The following is a 20,076-nucleotide window of genomic DNA, read 5'->3' as shown; positions in this document are numbered from 1 at the left end:
AGCCGAACGAAAGGACACCTGTGAGCGAGCTCGACACCCGCATCGCCGTCATCGGCCTCGCGGTAAGGCTCCCCGGCGCGGAGGACGTGGCCGACCTGACGGCCATGCTGGGCGGTGACGGGGTCGAGGTCGGCGAGATCCCGCCGAGCCGGTGGGCCCGCCACCTGTACCTCGGCGAGGCACCGCACCGCGGCACCCACCACCGGGGCGCGTTCCTGGTCGACCCGTTCTCCTTCGACCACGAGGCCTTCGGCATGACCGCCGAGGACGCCGTCCTCCTCGACCCGCAGCAGCGGGTCATGCTGGAGGTCGGAGCCCGGGCCCTGGAGGACTCCGGATACCTGGGCGCGCGCCGCAGGCTCGACGCGGGTGTGTTCATCGGCGCCCGGATGAACGCCTACGGATTCGACCAGGGCCGCGGCCCGGTCACGCCCGGCCTGCCGGGCCCCGCGGCGCACTCCCCGGCCGAAGCCGCCGGGCCCGGACCGGCCGCCCTGTGGGGGCGGTCGCAGAACTTCATGGCGGCCTGGCTGGCCGACCGCTTCGACCTCGCGGGCCCCAGCCTCGTCGTCGACACCGCCTGCTCCTCGTCGCTCTCGGCGGTCTGGCTCGCCTGCCAGAGTCTCGCGGCCGGAAGCTGCGAACTCGCCCTCGTCGGCGCGGTCGACCTGCTGATCGACCCGTTGACCTTCGTCCTCCTCTCCCGCACCGGGGCGCTCTCCCCGGACGGGCTCTGCCACACCTTCGACAGCCGGGCCAACGGCTACGTACCCGGCGAGGGGGCCGCCGCCCTGGTGCTCAAGCCGATGGCGGCGGCGCTCCGCGACGGCGACCTGGTCCTCGGCGCGATCAGCGGGGTCGCGGTCAACAACGACGGCCGCACCATGGGCGTCACCACGCCCAACCTGGAAGCCCAGATCGACCTGCTCGACAAGGTCTACCGGACCATCGACCCCGCGACCGTGCAGTACGTCGAGGCACACGGCACGGGCACCGCCATCGGCGACCCCATCGAGGTGCGGGCGCTCACCGAGGTGTTCGGACGCCACGGAGTACCGCGCAACTCGGTGGCGCTCGGTTCGGTCAAGCGCCGGATCGGCCACCTGCACTCGGCCTCCGGGCTCGCCGGACTCGCGAAGATCATCGTGTCGCTGCGGGAAGGCACCGTTCCCGCGGTGGCCGTCGAGTCCCCGAACCCCCGCCTCAACCTGGCCGACAGCCCCTTCCACCTGCCCGGGACCACCCGGCCCTGGCCCGACGTGCCGGTACGCCGGGCTGCCGTGAGCGGCTTCGGCTTCGGCGGCACCAACGCGCACGTCGTGGCCGAGGCGGTCCCCGCACCGGCCCGCGGGGCCGGGACGGCTCCGGCAGGGGCCCGGCAGCCCGTCCACGTTCTGACGATCTCCGCCGACACCGCCTACGGCCTGCGCGAACTCTGCGCCCAGTGGGTGGAGTTCCTGCCGTCCCTCCAGGACCGGCCCGAGGAACTGGCGGACGTGTGCGCCACCGCCCGGCTCGCCAGGCCGCACCGCGCCGAGCGGCTGGCCGTCGTCGGCGAGGACGCGGAACGGCTGACGGCCGCCCTGCGCGCCAGGCTCCTCGCCACCGGCGGCAGGGGCACGCCCCGGGCCACCGTGCCCGTGCGTCCCGAGGCCGCCGCCGCGCCGCCCCCGTGGCTCACCGCCATCGACCGCTCCACCCCTGCCGTGCACGAGGTCGTACGCCTCTTCGAAACGGCCACCGGCACCCCGCTCGCCGCGTTCTCCGGCGAACTGCTCCGCATCCTCTCCGGGGTCGCCCTCGCCATCGCGCTGCGCGACCTGGGGCTGCCGGACGACGCCGTTGACCTCCCGCCCGGCTGGGAGGCGGTCCGCGACTTCGTACGGGGCGGCCTGCCGCTGGAGCGGGCGCTCGGCGACGTCCTGCGGCGCGACGGCGCCCCGGCCCACGACGCGGGGCACCCGGACACCGTCGGCCACGACGTCGGCGCACGCCTCGCCGGGGCACACGACGAGCGGACGGCCGCGGCCGTGCTGGCGACGATCGCCGCCGAACTGTTCGAAGCGGGCCGCGACATCGACTGGGCGGCGTTCCAGAGGACCACCGGCGCCGCGTGGAGCAAGCGCCTGCTGCCGGTCGCCCAGCCGCGCGGCCGTGCCCTGGACCTCGCCGAGCCGCTCCGGTCCGCCGAACCCGGCTCCCCCGCCGAGCTGGTGGCCGACGACGGACCCGCCGGATACACGTACGCGAGGGTGTTCGGGCCGGGCGAGGTGCCCATCGCCCAGCACTCCGTGTACCGCACCCTGATGCTCCCGGGCGTCGCCTGGTTCGACTTCCTGCGCGAGGGCGCCGCCCTGCGCGGCGAGCCGTTCCACGGCGCGCGCGACGTCCTCTTCCACCGCCCGCTCATCCCCACCGGGGCCCGCCGCGTGGTCGGCCGGGTGGACGGGGACGGGCGGTTCCGGGTCGAGGACGGGGAGACCGGCGACGTCTTCGTCACCGGCCGCCTCGCCGGTACGCCCCTTGCCGGGCCGGTGCCCCGCCTCCCGGTCGGCGCCCTGCTGGACGACTGCGCCGGCTCCGCCCTCCACGCGGGCTCCGGCCTCTACCGGTGGCTGCGGCGGATCGGCTACCACCACGGGCGGTACTACCGGAACATCTCCTGGGTGGCGAGCCTGCCGGACGGCGGCACCCTCGCCCGGATCGAGGGCCCCCGCCAGCGGGAGCTGAACCCGCCCGGCGTCCAGCTCTTCCCGGGGCTCCTGGACAGTGTGACCGTGGCGGCCATCGACCCCGCCAACCCGGTCTTCGGCACCGCGGACGCCTCCGCGTTCATCCCCCTGTCGGTGGGCCGGGTCGACGTCCTCGGCCCGCTGGACGACGCCGCGTACGTCCGTACCGAGACCGCCTTCTGGAACGACGAGGCGTGCCGGGTCACCCAGACCGTCACCGACGAGGCGGGCACGCCGCTGCTGGTGTTCGGCGACATGTCGTCCAAGCGCGTCCCGGCACTGGCGTTCCGCGAGGACACCGCGGCCGGGGCCGCCCCGGCCGCCGTACCGGAGGTCCAGGCCGCCCCGGCCGCCGCCCCGGCTCCGGCCGTCGTGCCGACTGCCGCCGTGACCGTGCCCGCTGCCGCCGCACCGCTTCCGGCCGAGCCCGCTCCGGCGGCCCGGCCGACTGCGGTCACCGCCCCGGCCGCTGCCGCCGTCCGGGCCGCCGCCGTCGGTTCGCCGTCCGCGCGGGCGCTGGCCTGGTTCCTCGCCCTGACCGGGACGTCGGAGGAGCACGCCGACACCGAGTTCCTCTCCGCGGGCTTCGACTCCGTCGGCCTGGTGGCGCTGAGCGAGCGGATCTCCCGAGAACACGACCTGTCCCTCTACCCGACGGTCTTCTTCGAGTACCCGACGCCGCGCCAGTTCGCCGACTTCCTGACGGAGGAGGCGCCGGAACTCGTCGAGCGGCTCCCGAGCCCGGCGGTCCCGGAGGCTCCTGCGGTTCCGGGGGTGCCGGCGGCTCCGGCGGTCCAGGCGCCCCCGGTCGCCCCCGTCACCGAGGCGGCCCTCGAAGCCCCGTCCGGACCGCAGCCGCCGTCGCCGCAGTCGTCCCAGGCGCCTCAGCCGCCCCGGCCGCCCGCTCCGGCGGCGCGGATCACCGCCGTCCCCAGGCAGCCCGGCGCCGCCCACGAGGCCGCGTCCGGCGGGGACGGCCCCGCGACCCGGCCGCGCGACGTCGCGGTCGTGGGCGCGGCGGTCAGGCTTCCCACGGCGAGCACGCTGACCGCCTTCGCCGACCTGCTCGTCGAGGGCCGCGACACCGTCGGGCCGCTGCCCGCGAGCCGTCGGGGTGACGCCTCCGGGCCCGTCCCCCACGCCTCGTTCCTGGACCGGGTCGACGAGTTCGACCCGGTGCCCTTCCGGATATCCGCCCGCGAGGCCCCGCTGATCGACCCGCAGGCCAGGATCGTGTACGAGACGATCTGGGAGGCCATGGAGGACGGCGGGCGCGGCGGCGCCCGCGCCCACGGCGACCGCACCGGGCTGTGGATCGCGTACAGCCACGACCACTACCACGAGGAGCGCGTCCGCCACGGCGTGCCCGAGGGGCGCGGCCTGGGCCTGGAGGCGATGATCGCCAACCGGCTCTCGTACCTGATGGACTGGCGCGGCCCCAGCACGCTCGTCAACACGCTCTGCTCGTCGTCGCTGGTCGCCCTGCACTCCGCGCTCCAGCACCTGCGCTCGGGCGACATCGACACGGCGGTCATCGGCGCCGTGCACGCCGGGATCAGCCCGGAGTACTTCCGGTCGATGGGCGACATGATGGCCCTCTCCCCGCGCCACCGCAGCCGCGCCTTCGACAGCGCCGCCGACGGCTTCGTCCCCGGTGAGGGCGCCGTGGCCGTGGTACTGCGGCGCTGCGACGACGCGCTGCGCGACGGCGACCGGATCCGGGGCGTCGTCAAGGGCGCGGCCGTGAACCACGGCGGCCGCACCACCCGCTACTCGGCGCCGAGCCCGCGCGCACAGGCCGAGGTCATCACCGCCGCGCTGGCGGACGCGGGGGTGCCGGTGGAGTCGATCGGCCTGGTGGAGGCGCACGGGACGGGGACCAGCCTCGGTGACCCGATCGAGGTGGAGGGTCTGACGCGTGCGTGGCGTGCGGTGACGGACCGTTCGCAGTTCTGCGCGATCGGCTCGCTCAAGAGCAACGTCGGCCACCTGGAGCCCGCGGCGGGTCTCGCCGGGCTGGTGAAGGTGCTGCTGTCGATGGAGCGGGGTGTGGTCCCGCCGTCGCTGCACGTGGTGCGGCCCAACGACCACATCCGCTTCGAGGACACGCCGTTCTACCTGGCCGCCGGCGTCAAGGAGTGGCCGCGCCCCGAGAGCGGTCCGCGTCGTGGTGCGGTGAGCGCGTTCGGGATGGGCGGGGTCAACGCCCACGTCATCGTCGAGGAGCCGCCCGCCGCGCCCGCCCGGGAGGTGGTGGAGCAGGATTCGTACCTGGTCCGCGTGGACGCGGCCGACGAGTCCGCCGTCCGCACCCTGGCCGGTGCCTACGCGGACGCGCTGGCCGCCGTGGACCCGGACCGCGTGGGCGACTTCGCGTTCACGGCGAACACCGGGCGGGCGGAGAGCAGGTTCGGTACGGTCGTCTCGGGCGGTGACGCGGGTGAGCTGGCGGTCGCGCTGCGGGACGTCGCCTCGGGCACGTCCGCGGTCACCCGCAAGGGCGGCCGGAGCTCCGCGCCGGTCGCGTTCATGTTCACCGGGCAGGGCTCGCAGTACACGGGCATGGGCCAGGGGCTCTACCGTACGGAGCCGGCGTTCCGGGCGGCGCTGGATGAGTGCGCCGACCTGCTCGCCGGGCAGCTGGAAGTCCCGTTGCTGGATCTGCTGTTCACCGATGCCTCCGGCGCTCTCGGCCGCACCGCGTTCGCGCAGGTGGGGATTGTGGCGGTGCAGGTGGCGCTGGTGCGGTGGCTGGAGTCGGTGGGGGTGGCCGCGGATGTGGTGGTGGGTCACAGTCTGGGTGAGCTGACGGCCGCGTGGGCTGCGGGTGTGGTGGGTCTGGAGGATCTGCTGCGTCTGGCGGTGGTGCGTGGTGGGTTGATGGAGTCGCAGCCGGGGCGGGGGGCGATGGCGGCGGTGCACGGGGACGCGGACGCGGTGGTGGGTGTGCTTCCCCGCTTCCCCGGTGTGGAGGTGGCGGCGTTCAACTCGCCGAGGGCGGTGACGGTTTCGGGGCCCGCGGACGCGGTGGCGCGGTTCTGTGAGGAGTCGGGTCTGCGGTCACGGCCGCTGGTGGTGAGCCACGCTTTCCATTCGGCGTTGATGGACGGTGCGGTCGCGCCGTTCGCGGAGGCGGTGTCGGGGGCGGTGTTGTCGGCTCCTCGGGTGGCGTTCGTGTCGTCGGTGTCGGGTGGGTGGCATTCGGCTGAGTCGGCGGTGGACCCGGGGCACTGGGCGCGGGGGATTCGTGAGCCGGTGCGGTTCTCGGAGGCCGTCGCGCTGCTGGGCGGAGTGGGTGCGGGTGTGGTGTGGGAGATCGGTCCGCAGCCGCAGTTGACGTCGCTGGCGCGTGCGTCGTGGCGGGGCGAGCAGCCGGTGTGGCTGACGACGCTGCGTCAGGGCCGTGCCGACCAGGCGGAGGTGCACGCGGCGCTGGCCGCCTACGCGGACACGGCGTCCGGCGCGGTGGACTGGGCCGGTGTGCACGCGGGCAAGGGCCACCGGACCATCACCCTGCCCACCTACCCCTTCAACCGACAGCGGTACTGGATCTCCCCGCCCCCGCCCACCCCCGGCACCACCACAGCCCCGAACCACGCGCGGGACCCGAACCACCCGCAAGACGGGCAACACCAGCACCACAGGAACGAGAGGCACCAGCATCATGGCTAGCGAGTACGGACTGAAGCGTCACTTCAACGGTGACGCGGCCCGCCTCATCGGTGACAAGATCCGAGCCGTCCACCCCGGCTTCGACGTGGAGGACTATGCCGCCGAGGTCGAGAAGCGCATCCCCGGACTGGAGCTGAAGGACCGCGTCCTGGTCCTCGCGGAAGGTCTGCGGACGCGGCTCCCCGGGGACTACGCGGAGGCCGTGCCGATCCTCCTCGCCATCCTCGAGGACGAACTCGCCGAGGGCGAGGGCATGTTCAACAGCAGCTGGTTCCTCATGCCGGTGGCCCGCTTCGTGGAGGAGTACGGCCTCGGCCACCCCGAGCTGTCCCTCGACGCCATCGAGGAGATCACCAAGCGGCACACGGGCGAGTACGCGATCCGGCCGTACCTCGAACAGCACTACGAGCTGACGATGGCCCGGGTCGCCCGATGGGCCGTCAGCCCCAGCCACAACGTGCGGCGGCTGGCCACCGAGGGCGTCCGCTCCCGGCTTCCCTGGGCCCGCACGCTCACCGTGTTCGTCAAGGACCCGCACCCGGTCCTGGAGATCCTCGAACCGCTGCGCAGCGACTCCTCCGAGTACGTGCGCAAGTCCGTCGCCAACAACCTCAACGACATCTCCAAGGACCACCCCGAGGTCGCGCTCGCCACCGCGCTGCGCTGGCTGGAGGAGAGCCCCACCCCCGAGACCCGGTGGATCGTCAAGCACGGACTGCGCACCCTCGTGAAGAAGGGCGACCAGCAGGCCCTGGCCCTCCTCGGGGCGACCGGCGGCGAACACGTGCTGGTGCCCCGGCTGCGGATCGCCCCGGACGCGGTGACCGTGGGCGACACCCTCGTCATCGACTTCGACATCGAGAACACCGACGACCGTCGGCACAGCATCGCGATCGACTACGTGGTGCACCACGTCCGGAAGAACGGGCGCAGCATCCCCAAGGTCTTCAAGCTGACGACGCTGGAACTCGGCCCCGGTGAGAAGCGGACGCTGGAGAAGTCCCACCCGATCAGGGAGGTCCAGACGCGCAAGTACTACCCCGGTGAGCACGCCGTCGACATCCAGGTGAACGGCCTCGTGCGGGCCACCGGGCGATTCGGGCTGCGCACATGAGCGCCCGCAGGATCACCCTCAGGGCCGCCGACCCGCTGGTCGCCGACCACCGGATCGGCGGCGTCCCGGTCGTTCCCGCCGCCGCGCAGATCGACGCCCTGCTCTCCGCCTGCGACGCCGACCGGCCCGACCGGGTGTGGACGCTGGAGCAGATCGCGTTCAGGACGCCGCTGACGGTCCCCGGCACCCAAACCGGCATCGAGGTGGGGGCGGCCGGCCAGGGCCGGTACGCGGTCCGCTCCGTGCCGTCCGCCCCCGGCGCGGAGCCGGTCGAACACAGCGCAGCCCAGGTGTCCGGCTCCCCGCTCCCGCCGCCCCGCTACGTCGATGTGGCCGGGCTTAGGGCGGGCTGCACGCAGCAGGTGCCGCTGGCGGACATGACCGCCTGGCGGGATGCGAGCGGCATCACGTACGGGCCCGCCTACCGGGTGATCCGTTCGGCGCACCGGGGCCCCGGCCGCATGCTGCTGATGCTCCGCGCCGAGGACGGCACGGACGGCGGGGCGGTGCCCCCGTTCGTACCGCCCCCGCTGCTCGACAGCGTCTTCCAGGCGCTCGGCATGCTCGACGACGGCTCGGCCGGAGCGTGCCTGCCCTGGTACGTCGGCCGCCTGGTGGCCCGCCGCCGGATCTCCGGCACGGTGATCGCCCTGGTCGAGCGGGACGAGCCCGCCGGCACCGGCGGCGCGTCCCGCGGCGCCGTGCGCGGCCGGGCCGTGGTCTGCAACCAGCAAGGGGAGGTGCTGCTGGAACTGGACCGCATCACGCTCAAGGCCGCAGGGCCCGTGGCACCCTCCAGGGCGCTCGCCCCGGCCGCGCCCACGGCGCCCGTCCCGTCGCCCCGGTCCGCCAGCGTCCCCGCGGCGCCCGCCGCGGGCGGCCCGGCCGGGGAGGAGCGGGCACCGGCGGCGGTCCCGACGATCGAAACCCTGGTCTGGCGCGAGGCGGACCCGTTAACCGCCCGCTCCGCCGACCCCGGCACGGCGACCGACGCCGACGCCGAGGGCACCGTCCTGCTGGTGGCGGCGCGCGCGCCCCGCGTGCCCGAGGGCCGCCAGGTCCTGCACCTGACCCCCGAGCGGCTCGCCGACGAGGGCCTCGACGCCCTGCCGGACGGCACCGTCCCGCGGGACGTCGTCTACGTGGCACCCGACGGGCCCGCGGACGACGCGGCGGCGGCGACCGAGGCACTCCAGGGCGTCTTCGCGCTGGTCCGCAGGATCGCTGCCCGCCCGCCGATGCCCGGCCTGCTGATCGTCACCGGCACCGCGCACGCGGTGACGGAGGGGGAGGCCGTCGATCCCCTCATGACGGCCCTGTGGGGCCTCGGCCGCACCCTGCGCGTCGAGCACCCCCGCAGCAGGGTCCGTCTGGCCGACCTCGGCTCCGGCCGGGAAGCGACCGCGGGACCGGAGGGCGACGACGGGGCCGCCCTCTGGGAGGCGCTGCGCCGGGACGGTACGGAGCTCGCCCTCCGGGACGGCGTCTGGTACGAGCCCTCCCTGCAGCCGGCGCCACCGGCCCCCGTCCGCGAGGTGCGCTACCGGGGCGGCCGCTTCCTCATCACCGGGGGCATGGGCGGCATCGGCCTGAGCGTCGCGGAGTTCCTCGCGGACGAGGGCTGCGCCCGGCTGACCCTGGTCGGGCGGACCGTCCCGGACCGGGGCGCGGCCCGCGAGCGCCTCGACCGGCTCGCCGGGCGCTGCGACCTCGACGTCGTCACCGCGGACGTCCGCTCCCTCGGCGAGGTGCTGTCCGGCCCCTTCGACGGGGTGTTCCACGCTGCGGGCGTGCTCCGCGACGGACTCGCCCGCAGCCTGACGCCGGACCGGGTGGACGCCGTCCTCGGCCCCAAGGTCGGCGGCGCGCACGCCCTCGCCGGCCTTGTCGCGGACGGCGAACACCCCGGTTTCGTCGTCCTGTTCTCCTCGATCGCGGCCGTCCGGGCGAACCTCGGCCAGAGCGCCTACGCCGCGGCCAACGGCTACCTGGACGGCTACGCCGCCCGTCGGCGAGCCGAGGGCCTGCCCTGGTACAGCCTCGGCTGGGGCCTGTGGACGGTCGGCATGGGCGAGGCCATCGCCCCCAAGGCCGCCGCGCACGGCATCGCCGCGCTCGGCGAGGACGACGGCATCGCACTGCTCCGCACGGCCCTGGGCCGCCCGCCCGCGCACTACGTACTCTCCGCCGCGAAAGCGAAGGACGCACCCATGACCGCTGTCACGCCCGACGCCGGCCTCTGGCCGACGCTCACCCTCGCCCTCAGGAAGGTCCTGCACGTCGACTCGGTCTCCCCCGAGGACGACCTGCTGGAGCTTGGCCTCGACTCCATGATGGCCGTCGAACTGGCCGCCGCGCTGGCCGCCGACGGGCTCGATGTGGACCCGATGGTGTTCTTCGAGCGCACCGGGGTCGGCACGCTCCTCACCCACCTGGAGAGCCTCCCGCGCGCCGCCGCCCCGGCGGCCCCGCCCGCCGCCCGGGCCGGGGCGGCCCTGTCCATCCCCACGCCCCGCGAAGCGCCTTACGAGGCGCCCACGACGCCGGTCACCCCGCCCCCGGCGGCTCCGGCGACCGCCGTGCGGGCTCCCGCGCAGCCGCCCGTACCGGAGGCCCCCGTCCGGCCCGCCGCCGACGGCTTCGTCCCCGACTGGGACCGCTTCCGCGACCCGGGGCCCACCTCGGCGAACCCCGCGGCCCCGCCCGCCCCCGCCGCCCCCGTGGCGCGGGCGGCCCCGGTCCCGGCACCCGCCCGGACGGCGCCGCCCCTCGCGGGCCCCGCCACCGCGTCCGCCGCCGGAGCGGACCCGGCCGCCGGCTCACGGACGCCCCGCCGGACGCTGCCCGGACGACTGGCCGACGCCCCGCACGGCACCTTCCTCGACCGCCGCATCGACGCGCTGTCGGCCGAGGACCGCGGGATCGTCGCGAAGGGCGAGTACTTCTACGAGCCGGTGATCGAGGAGGCATCCGGCTCCCGCATCAAGTTCGACGGCCGCTGGTACCTCAACTTCGCCTCGTACAGCTACCTCGGCCTCATCGGCCACCCCTACATCGACGACCAGGCGCTGCGCGCCGTCGAGCAGCACGGGACCGGCGCGCACGGCGTGCGGCTGCTGGCCGGCACCCTGCACCTGCACCGCGAGCTGGAGCTGGCCCTCGCCCGGTTCCTAGGCGCCGAGGACGCCATCGTGTTCTCCAGCGGCTACATGGCGAACGTGGCCACGGTCGGTGCCCTGGTCGGCCCCGGCGACACCGTCCTCGGCGACGTCTACAACCACGCCAGCATCCTGGACGGGTACCGGCTCTCCGGCGCGAAGGTCGTCACCTACGCCCACAACGACCTCGCCGACCTCGAACGCGCCCTGCGCAAGGCGGGCGACGGCGGCCGGCTGGTGGTCACCGACGCCGTGTTCAGCATGGACGGCGACGTGGCCGACCTGCCCGGCATCCTGGAGCTGTGCGAGCGGTACGACGCCCCGCTGATGGTCGACGAGGCACACAGCCTCGGCGTGCTGGGCGACACCGGCCGCGGCATCACCGAACACTTCGGCATCGACCCGGACCGGGTCCACGTCAAGATGGGGACGCTCTCCAAGACCGTCCCGAGCGCGGGCGGCTACGTCGCGGGCTCCCGTGACCTGATCTTCGCCCTGAAGAACAACGCGCGGGGCTGGATGTTCTCGGCGGCGGCGACGCCCGCGCAGGTGGCGGCGGCCAAGGCCGCCGTCGAGGTGATGGCCGCCGCGCCGTCCCTCACTCGCGAGCTGAGGGCCAGGACCACCCGCTACCGCGACCAGCTGCACGCCCTCGGCTTCGACACGCTCGCCAGTGAGACGCCCGTCGTCCCCGTCATCTGCGCCACCGCCGACCAGGCCGTGGCCATGGCGCGGCTGTGCCAGCTCGACGGGCTCTTCGTCCAGCCGATCGTGTACCCGGCCGTGCCGCGGACCCTTCCCCGGCTGCGGACCATCGTCAACCTCAGCCACACCGAAGCCGATCTGGACGCGGCGGTCATGACGCTCGAGAAGGCAGGCCGCGCCTGCGGCCTCATCCGCTGACCGCCCAGGTCCTCGCACGCCCGGTCCCCGGGACCGGAGACCACCGTGCCCGCACCGACCGATGTACCGCGAACAAGGGGGATACGACCATGACCGACACCACGGCGTTCTTCGGAGCGGTTCTGAAGACCATCGCCTCCACACGCAACCACGGCAGCGACCCGGCGGCGTTCGCGTCCGGCGTGGTCGAGCCGGCGGCGCGCATCCGAGCGCTGGAGAAGGAGATCGGCGAAAGGGGGCTGACCCCCGACGAGGCCGAGGAGATCCTCCGCCTGCTGGAGACGACGCTGGGCACCAAGCGCACGCCCGACGAGGAGCGGGAGTACTACCTCCAGTACATCGAGAAGGTGTCCGGCGTCAGCCGCGCCTCGCTGGGTGTGTCCGGCTGGTGAACGGCTCCCGTCTCGCGTGGTTCAGCCACGAGATCTGCTTCTGGCACGACCCCGGCGCCGGGTCGGGGTACGTGCCGGTCGGACCGGGCGTCGAACCGCTGCGGCAGTTCGCGGTCGACCCCGACCTGCGGCGAGCCGAGGGGCTTGTCAGGGCCACGGGGGTGATGGACCGTTTCACCGCCCTCACCCCCGCGCCCGCCACCGACGAGGACCTGCTCCTCGTGCACGTGCCCGGTCACATCGAGCGGGTCGAGGCCGCCTCGGCGGCCGGTGCGGGCGACGCCGGTGTGTACGCGCACGTCAACTACCACAGCGCGCGGGCCGCCCGGCTCGCCGCCGGGGCCTGCGTCCAGGCCGCCACGGGCGCCCTGGACGGCCGGTTCGACCGCGCCTACTGCCTGGTGCGCCCGCCCGGCCACCACGCCGAACCCGACAGGGCGATGGCGCTGTGCCTCTACAACAACGTGGCGGTGGCCGCCCGCGCGGCCCAGCGGCACGGGGCGCGGCGGGTGCTGATCCTCGACTGGGACGTCCACCACGGCAACGGCATCCAACGCGTCTTCTACGAGGACCCCGACGTCCTGTACATCTCCGTCCACCAGGACGGGCTGTTCCCGGCGGCGTCCGGTCTCGTCATGGAGACCGGCGCGGGCGCGGGGACGGGCAGCACACTCAACGTGCCGCTGCCCGCGGGCTCCGGCCACGGCGCCTACCTCGCGGTCATGGAGCGGATCGTGGAACCCGCCGCCCGCGCCTTCGCCCCCGACCTGATCCTGGTGGCGGCGGGGGTGGACGCGGGCGGCCATGACCCGATGGGCCGGATGATGTGCACCAGCCGGACCTTCCACGCCATGGCCTCGGCGATGTGCCGGCTCGCCGACGAACTGACTGGCGGGCGGGTCGTGTTCGCCCACGAAGGCGGCTACTCCGCGTGGTACCAGCCGATGCTGGTGCTCGGGACGGCCACCGGGATCGCCGGGCTGCCGCCGCCCGAGGACCCGTTCCTGCACTCCCTGGAGCACCTGCCGGGGCAGCGCCTCCAGCGCCACCAGGAGCGGGTGATCCGGCACCTGGAGGAGCACCACCCGCTGCTGGCCGCCCGCCCGGCGGCCGGGCGGCAAGTACCGGCCGGGCACGCCGTGTCTGGGGACGCGGGGCCCGGATGAACGGCTGGTGGATGAAGGTGGGCGGCGGTGCCCGCCGAACGGCCGGTGGCGGCCCGGGGCCCGTGCCCCGGGCCCGTCCGCGGTTCCGGCTCGTGGCGCTCCCGCACGCGGGCGGGTGGCCTTCCGCCTTCCGCTCCTGGTGGCCGGTGCTTCCCGAGGACGTCGAGTGCGTCGTGGCCCAGCTGCCCGGCCGGGGCGCGCGCATCAACGAACCGCTGGTGGACCGGGTGGAGCCGATGGTCGACGCCCTCGCACTGGGGCTGGCCGAGCTGGAGCCGCTGCCGTACGCGGTCATCGGGCACAGCTTCGGCAGCGTGCTGGGGTACGAGCTGACCCGCGCCATGGAGGCGAAGGGGCTGCCCCCGGCGCTGCTCGCCGTGTCGGCGCGGCAGCCGCCGTGCTTCCCCAGCGAGCCGCCCTTCGCCCACCTCAGGACCGACGCGGAGCTGCTGGGGCACCTGACGGACATCGGGGGGATGTCCCCGGGACTCATGGACCGAGCCGACCTGGTCGGCCCGTCGCTCCGGGCGATCCGCGCCGATCTGAAGGCGATGGAGACGTACCGGCGGCCCCGGTCCGGCACCCGCGTCCCGATCCTCGCCCTCGGCGCGGTGGACGACCCGGTGGTGATCGGGGACCGGATGCATCTGTGGTCGCTGGAGACCTCCGGCGCGTTCGAGCACCGCACCTTCACCGGCGGTCACTTCTACCTCTACACCCCCGCCAACGCGGCGGCCGTGGCGGCGCTCCTGCTGCCCGCCCCCGCCGCTGCGCCGCTTCCGGCGGCCCCTCCGTCCCCCTCGCCCGACGTCCGAGTCGGGCACCGATGAGCACGACCCCGAAAGGAACCCCCGTGAGCACCAACGACGAGACCCCCGCACAGGCAGGGCCACGCGAGTGGCTGGGCCTGGCCGTACTGGCGCTGCCGACCCTGCTGCTCTCGATCGACGTGAGCGTGCTGCATCTCGCCGTGCCGCACATCAGCGCGGCCCTGGACCCCTCGGCCTCCCAGATGCTGTGGATCATCGACATCTACGGCTTCCTGATAGCGGGCTTCCTGGTGACCATGGGCACGCTGGGCGACCGCATAGGCCGCAGGAAGCTGCTGCTGATCGGCGCGGCCGCGTTCGGCGTCGCCTCGTTGGCCGCGGTCTACGCCGACGACCCCGTCACGCTGATCGCGGCGCGGGCGGCGATGGGCCTCGCCGGAGCCACGCTGATGCCCTCGACGCTCGCACTGATCATCAACATGTTCCGCGACGCCCGGCAGCGCGGTGTGGCGATCGCCGTCTGGGTCACGATGTTCTCCGTGGGCATCGCGCTCGGCCCGGTGGTCGGCGGCGCCATGCTGGAGTACTTCTGGTGGGGTTCGGTCTTCCTGCTCGGCGTGCCGATCATGGCGCTGCTGCTGGTGGCCGGTCCGCTGCTGCTGCCCGAGTACCGTGACGAGGAGGCCGGCAGACTCGACCTGACGAGCGCGGCGCTGTCCCTGGCCTCGATCCTCCCGGTGATCTACGGCCTGAAGGAGATCGCCAACGACGGGTTCGGGGCGGTCCCGGTCGCCGCGCTCGTCGTGGGCCTGGTCGTCGGCGTGCTCTTCGTCCGCAGGCAGCGCACCCTGGAGAGCCCGCTGATGGACCTCGCGCTCTTCCGCACCGCGACGTTCCGCACGGCGCTGGTGACGCTGCTGCTCAGCATGCTGGTCGCGGGCGGCACGTACCTGACGGTGACGCAGTACCTCCAGCTCGTCGGCGGACTGACCCCCATGAAGGCGGGTCTGTACCTGCTGCCGGCGGCGTTCGCGCTGATCGTCACCGCGGTGCTGTCGCCGATGGCGGCGAGCCGGTTCCGTCCCTCGTACGTGGTCGCCGCCGGTCTGGTCGTGTCGGCGATCGGCCACCTGACGCTGAGCATGACCGACAGCTCCTCGGGCGTCGCCCAGGTGGTGACCGGCTTCGCCTTCGTGTACGCGGGCGGCGGCCCGCTGATCGCTCTGGGGACCGACATCGTGGTCGGGTCGGCCCCGCCGGAGCAGGCCGGTTCGGCGGCGGCCCTCTCGGAGACCAGCACCGAACTCGGCATGGCGTTGGGCGTGGCGCTGCTCGGCAGCCTCGGCGCCGCCGTCTACCACGCCGGTGTGGAGGTTCCGGCCGGTGCTCCGGAGCATGCCGGGGACACGCTGGCCGGAGCCGTCGACGCGGCGCGGGGCCTGTCCGCGGAAGCGGCGTCCGGTCTGCTCGCCTCCGCGCGGGACGCCTTCACCGACGGCTTGAACCTCATCGGCGCCATCGGGGCCGTCGTGGCGGTCGCCTCCGCCGTGCTCGTGGCGATCGTCGTGAAGCTGCCGCCCACGGGCGGTGGCGCCGACGGCTCCGAGGGTGTGGCCGACGACGCCGTGCCCGCCGTCGGAGCGGAGGGGTAAAGGGCTTCGCACGTCCCGCCGGTGAGGGACGGCCCCGGATGCGGCCCGCGTCGTGACGACGCGGGCCGCACCCGTCATGCCACGGTGCCGGAGCCGTCCTGGTAGGCGTCCGCGTACTCGCCGGTGGGGGCGATGGGGGTGATGACGTCCACCAGGACGCCGTCCGGGGCGGCCACGATGAAGTGGCGCTGGCCGAAGTCCTCGCTGCGCAGGTCGAGTGCGACCCGGAGCCCGGCCTGCCGCACCAGCCGCGCGTACTCGGCGTCGACGTCCGCCACCTCGAAGTTGAGGAGGAGGCCCCCGGCGGGGCGCCGGTAGCCGTCGGGCACGGTGGGGTGGTCCGCCGAGACCAACGCCAGTTCGTGGTGCGGCGGTTCGGGCCGACGCAGACTGACGTACCAATCGCTCGTGTAGGTCGTCTCGAACCCGAAGTGGGTGCGGTAGAAGTCCACGGATTCGTCGATCCGTTCGCTGCAGAGCACCGGGTAGAAGCTGGTCAGAGCCGAGGAGGTCATAACGGCACCGTTCTGGGTGGGGCACGCGGTCGTCCGTCTCAACGAACCCCGCGCCATGGCGTCACGCTGACGCGTGACCTCGGCGTCGCCCGCTCGTTGTCCTTTCGGGAGGCGCGTTGACATACCTGCGGTATGCCTTTAGCTTCATCTGACATACCGTTGGTACGTGAGCGGAGTCCACTCCATGCTGACCAGCTTCTGTCCGGTGATCTGCACCTCGCGCATGGACGAGTCCCGCGGCTTCTACAGCAGACTCTTCGGTTTCACCACCGCGCATACGACCCCGTGGTACACCGCTCTGGTCCGGCCGGGGGAGCGCCACCACGTGCTCGCCCTGCTCGACCACGCGCACCCCGCTCTGCCCGAGTCCCTCCGCACCCCCGTACGCGCGGTCCGGCTCACCCTCCGCGTGGAGGACCGGGCGGCGGTGTGGGAGAGGCTCGCCGCCGACGGGGCCGTGGAGTGCGGGGAGCGGAGGCATGGCACCATCGTCGACCCCAACGGGGTCCGGATCGACATCGTGACGGACTGACCCGGGACGTGGCGGCGCACCGGCCTGGGCGGGATCCTTCCGGCGGGAGTGCCCGCCGGGCCGTCACTTCGCCCGCAGCGCCTCCAGGATCCGCGTCAGTGCCTGCCGTGTGGCCTCCAGGTCGGCGGCGTCCTCCGACGTGGCCAGCCACAGCGCCGCCTCGTTCATCGCACCGGAGAGCAGATGTGTCAGCGGTGCCACAGGCTGTGCCGGGACGATGCCCTCGAGGACCAGCGCGCTGAGGGCGCTGGCCAGATGGCGGCCTGAGGTGGCCTCGGTCATCGCCCGCCAGTTCCGCCAGCCGAGCACGGCCGGTCCGTCCACCAGCATGATGCGCTGGACCGAGGGTTCCGTGGTGGCCCTGAGGAACGCGTGACAGCCCGAGGTGAGCTGGTTCCAGGAGTCCTCCTCGGCGTCCGCCGTCGCCGCGACGTGGGCGGCCACCTCCTGCTGGACCTCCTCCAGCACCGCCCGGAAGAGCGCGGCCTTGCTCTCGAAGTGGTGGTAGAGCGCCCCCTTGGTGACACCCGCCGCCTGGACGACCTCCGACAGGTGCACGGAGGCGTACCCCTGGGTCGCGAAGAGCCGTCGGCTCTCACGTACCAGGGTTCGCCGGGTCTGTTCGCGCTGCTGTGCCCGGACCCCGTTCCCCATCATGCGCCCCCGTGTTCGGCCTGGCCCTGCTGAACCCTCGTCCACACGGTACTTCGTGGTCCTCCGGACCGGCGACCCGCATCCCGCCGCGACCAGCCACGTCGATACGGCGTCCGTACGGGACGACGACCGCCTCCGTCACCCGTCGGCGTCAGGGGCACGAGGCGCGGGACGAGCATACGCCTGACGGTCCATCAACAGATGTGCGTTGCACAGGGGTTCCGGCCGTGCGGCGATACGCCCCGCCCCTCCCCTCGTGAGGACCGCGTGGCGACCGCGCCGTCGCCGTTGTCCCGCCCCGGTTCCGCTACTCTGCCCATGAACCGGGCGGCGCCCCGACCCGCGGCGCCCCCTCCGAGGCCGATGTCGTCACCCCGTACCGCGGCGGGACCACAGAGCCCCGCCCGGCGGCAGCGGTGCGTCATCCGCCGCGAACTCCGCGCTCTGGGAGCGGCGGGCCGGAAACGTGATGGAGAGCGGCACATGAACGAGGCACCGGCGGCAGGTCACGGGGAAGCCGGGCCCGGCATACCCGCTCCCGGCGAGTGCCACCTGTGGCACGTGCCCGTGCTGGAGCGCCCCGACTGGCTGCCGGTCCTGGACCGGGAGGAACGCGCCGCCGCCGAGCGCTTCACCCGCGTCCGCGCGCGCCATGTCTTCACGACCTCCCGCGCGGCCCAGCGCCTCATCGGTGCGCTCTACCTCGGACTGCCGCCCCGCGACGTCGTGATCACGCGCGACTGCCACCGGTGCGCGACCGCCACCCCGCACGGCCGGCCACGCTTCGCGCACGGAGCTCCGGCCCCAGTCGACTACTCCGTCTCGCACACCGAGGAGCACCTGCTCGTCGCCGTGACCGGGCACGGAGCAGTCGGGGTCGACATCGAGGGCCGCGCCTCGCTCCGGGACGTTGACGGTCTGGCCGGGGTGGCGCTGACGACGGCGGAGAGGGAACACTTCGCGACGCTGTCCGCCGAGGACCGGCCCCGCTGGCTGCTGGCCATGTGGACGCGCAAGGAAGCCGCGATGAAGCTCACCGGCCTCGGACTGCGCGTCAACCCCCGCCACCTCGACGTGCGCGGTCCGCTGGCGTCCGTGGGCCCGATGCCCCAGTGGCCGGAGACTCCCGTCCACCTGTACGACCTGCCCGCCCCCGAAGGCCACGCCGCGGCGCTCGCGTCGAGCACTCCGGTGACCCGGGTGCGCACCTGCGAACTGCCGACAGCCGCTGTCGCGGGCTCCCGGTCCGCCGGGCGAACGGTGTGACGGCGGCGGCCTGACGGCCGGATGCCACGGAAGAGGGGCCGGGCGGGCCTGTGACCTGACACGCCGGGTGGACGCGCGTCGTCGGCGACGGGGACGGGGGACTCGTCGCGTGGCCGCGGGCGGAGCGCACGGACGGCCTGCTCCGGTCGCTGTCAGTGACACGTCAGTGCTGCCGGGCAGCATGACGGTGGGACGAGTAGCGGGACAGGGGGACGACCCGATGAGCATCGCACCGCCGAACGAGAGCGTTGTCGAGGACCGCCTGGCGGCCGCCCCGCCTCCGGGCCGGACGGTCGTGGAGCTGATGCGCGACCGCGCCACGGGTCCGGGTGCCGACCGGCCCCTGTTCACCGCCCTGGGCGCGGCGGGCGAGCCGATGGCCAGCCTCACGGCCGCCGAGCTCGACGCGCGCGCCCGCGTGGTCGCGGACGCCCTGTACCGGACCGGACGGCCCGGCGACCGGGTGATCGTCCCGCCGATGCCGGGCCTGGACTTCCACGTCGCGTTCTTCGGCTGCCTCTACGCCGGGATGGTCGCCGTACCCGTGCCGGACGCGGCCGGACCGGTCGTCGCCGCCATCACCCGGGACAGCCGCGCCGACGCGGTACTGGTGCCGGACGCCGCCGGTCCGGGGTCCGTGCCGGGCGTGTCCCGGGTCGTCGTACGAGTGCCGGTGCGCGCGTCCCGTCATCGGCGCGGCACCCCCGTGGCCCCGGACCCCCTCGCCCCGGCGCTGCTCCACTACGCCACGCGGCCCGGTCGGCGGGCGCAGTGGGGCGTCGCCGTCGGCCATGGCGCGCTGGTGGCCGGCCAGGCGGCGGTGCGCGACCGGTGCGACATCGACGCCGGCACGACCGTCGTGAGCTGGCTGCCCCTCTGGCACGGCACGGGACTGGCCACGGCGCTCGTCCTCCCGCTCGTGTCGGGGGCGGCTGCCGTGACCCTGGAGCCCGTCGCGTTCGTGCGGGACCCGCGTGTGTGGCTGCGCGCCATCGAGGCGGAGGAGGACGTCTTCGCCGCGGCGCCGGACAGCGCGTACGAGCTGTGCGTCAGGCGCGTCCCGGAGGCCGACCGGATGCGTATCGACCTGTCGACGTGGCGGGTGGCCGCCGTCGGGGGCGGTGCCGGTGCCGGGGGCGGGCGGACGGTCGGGGCCCGGACGCTGCGCCGGTTCGCCGACGCGTTCCGGCCCGGCTTCTTCCGCGAGGAGGTGTTCGCCGCGGGCTACAGCACAGGCGGGGGAGCGCTCGGGGTCACCCTGGCACGGCCGCTCTACCCGACGGTGGCCGGGCACTACGACCGCGCCGCCCTCGCCCGGGGGCGCGCGGTGCCCGTACCCCGGGCCGGTCGCGGCGGCGTCGAACTGGTCGGCCGGGGCACGCCGCTGCCCGGCGTCGGCGTGCGGGTCGTCGACCCGGCGTCGCGCCGGGCGGTCCCGGAGCGGGTCGTAGGCGAGATCTGGGTGGACGTGCCGGGGGACGCCGTCGGCCGTACCGGAGACCTCGGCTTCCTCGACGGCGGCGAGCTGTTCGTGACGGGCTGACCCCGGA

The 20,076-nt window shown here is 74.4% G+C and carries 12 protein-coding genes; 10 read left to right on the top strand and 2 right to left on the bottom strand.

All coding sequences use genetic code 11. From position 1 onward, the window contains the following. Nucleotides 1–20: 20 nt before the first annotated feature. From J116_RS05505 to J116_RS05475, 7 genes are all read left to right on the top strand, one after another. Nucleotides 21–6,404 (top strand): type I polyketide synthase, encoded by a 6,384-nt coding sequence (locus J116_RS05505; RefSeq protein WP_023586091.1) that lies wholly within the window; start codon nt 21–23, stop codon nt 6,402–6,404. Continuing rightward, nucleotides 6,397–7,518, top strand: coding sequence for a DNA alkylation repair protein (locus J116_RS05500; RefSeq protein WP_023586090.1), 1,122 nt, complete (start codon nt 6,397–6,399; stop codon nt 7,516–7,518). The genes J116_RS05505 and J116_RS05500 overlap by 8 nt, the downstream gene beginning before the upstream one ends. After that, nucleotides 7,515–11,579, top strand: coding sequence for a bifunctional SDR family oxidoreductase/pyridoxal phosphate-dependent aminotransferase family protein (locus tag J116_RS05495; RefSeq protein WP_023586089.1), 4,065 nt, complete (start codon nt 7,515–7,517; stop codon nt 11,577–11,579). Before J116_RS05500 ends, J116_RS05495 begins: the two co-directional genes overlap by 4 nt. 89 nt (nt 11,580–11,668) lie before the next feature. Next, nucleotides 11,669–11,971 (top strand): hypothetical protein, encoded by a 303-nt coding sequence (locus J116_RS05490; RefSeq protein WP_023586088.1) that lies wholly within the window; start codon nt 11,669–11,671, stop codon nt 11,969–11,971. Next, nucleotides 11,968–13,137 carry an arginase family protein gene (locus tag J116_RS05485; protein WP_023586087.1) on the top strand — a complete coding sequence of 390 codons (1,170 nt, stop codon included), beginning with the start codon at nt 11,968–11,970 and terminating at the stop codon, nt 13,135–13,137. The genes J116_RS05490 and J116_RS05485 overlap by 4 nt, the downstream gene beginning before the upstream one ends. 92 nt (nt 13,138–13,229) lie before the next feature. Then, nucleotides 13,230–13,967 (top strand): thioesterase II family protein, encoded by a 738-nt coding sequence (locus J116_RS05480; protein ID WP_235617314.1) that lies wholly within the window; start codon nt 13,230–13,232, stop codon nt 13,965–13,967. Beyond that, nucleotides 13,964–15,559 carry an MFS transporter gene (locus tag J116_RS05475; protein ID WP_394331475.1) on the top strand — a complete coding sequence of 532 codons (1,596 nt, stop codon included), beginning with the start codon at nt 13,964–13,966 and terminating at the stop codon, nt 15,557–15,559. The genes J116_RS05480 and J116_RS05475 overlap by 4 nt, the downstream gene beginning before the upstream one ends. Nucleotides 15,560–15,633: 74 nt before the next feature. Here the strand turns inward: J116_RS05475 and J116_RS05470 are convergent, their stop codons facing one another. Beyond that, nucleotides 15,634–16,074 carry a VOC family protein gene (locus J116_RS05470; protein ID WP_023586084.1) on the bottom strand — a complete coding sequence of 147 codons (441 nt, stop codon included), beginning with the start codon at nt 16,072–16,074 and terminating at the stop codon, nt 15,634–15,636. Nucleotides 16,075–16,240: 166 nt separating this feature from the next. Here J116_RS05470 and J116_RS05465 point away from each other — a divergent pair, with 166 nt between their 5' ends. Further along, nucleotides 16,241–16,606, top strand: a complete 366-nt coding sequence (locus J116_RS05465) for a VOC family protein (RefSeq protein ID WP_235617313.1) — start codon at nt 16,241–16,243, stop codon at nt 16,604–16,606. A gap of 63 nt (nt 16,607–16,669) precedes the next feature. Here J116_RS05465 and J116_RS05460 read toward each other — a convergent pair whose 3' ends face one another. After that, complete coding sequence (locus J116_RS05460) at nt 16,670–17,260, bottom strand: TetR/AcrR family transcriptional regulator (RefSeq protein WP_028963715.1); 591 nt, start codon at nt 17,258–17,260, stop codon at nt 16,670–16,672. A 483-nt stretch (nt 17,261–17,743) separates the two neighbouring features. Here J116_RS05460 and J116_RS05455 point away from each other — a divergent pair, with 483 nt between their 5' ends. Further along, nucleotides 17,744–18,526 carry a 4'-phosphopantetheinyl transferase family protein gene (locus J116_RS05455; protein WP_023586081.1) on the top strand — a complete coding sequence of 261 codons (783 nt, stop codon included), beginning with the start codon at nt 17,744–17,746 and terminating at the stop codon, nt 18,524–18,526. Nucleotides 18,527–18,746: 220 nt separating this feature from the next. Then, complete coding sequence (locus J116_RS05450) at nt 18,747–20,069, top strand: AMP-binding protein (RefSeq protein ID WP_023586080.1); 1,323 nt, start codon at nt 18,747–18,749, stop codon at nt 20,067–20,069. Nucleotides 20,070–20,076 lie beyond the last annotated feature (7 nt).

This window comes from Streptomyces thermolilacinus SPC6 (assembly GCF_000478605.2).
In the GTDB taxonomy this organism is placed as follows: Bacteria; Actinomycetota; Actinomycetes; order Streptomycetales; family Streptomycetaceae; genus Streptomyces; species Streptomyces thermolilacinus.
Note: the sequence above shows the minus strand (reverse complement) of the source record. Positions and strands in the feature narration are given on the sequence as shown.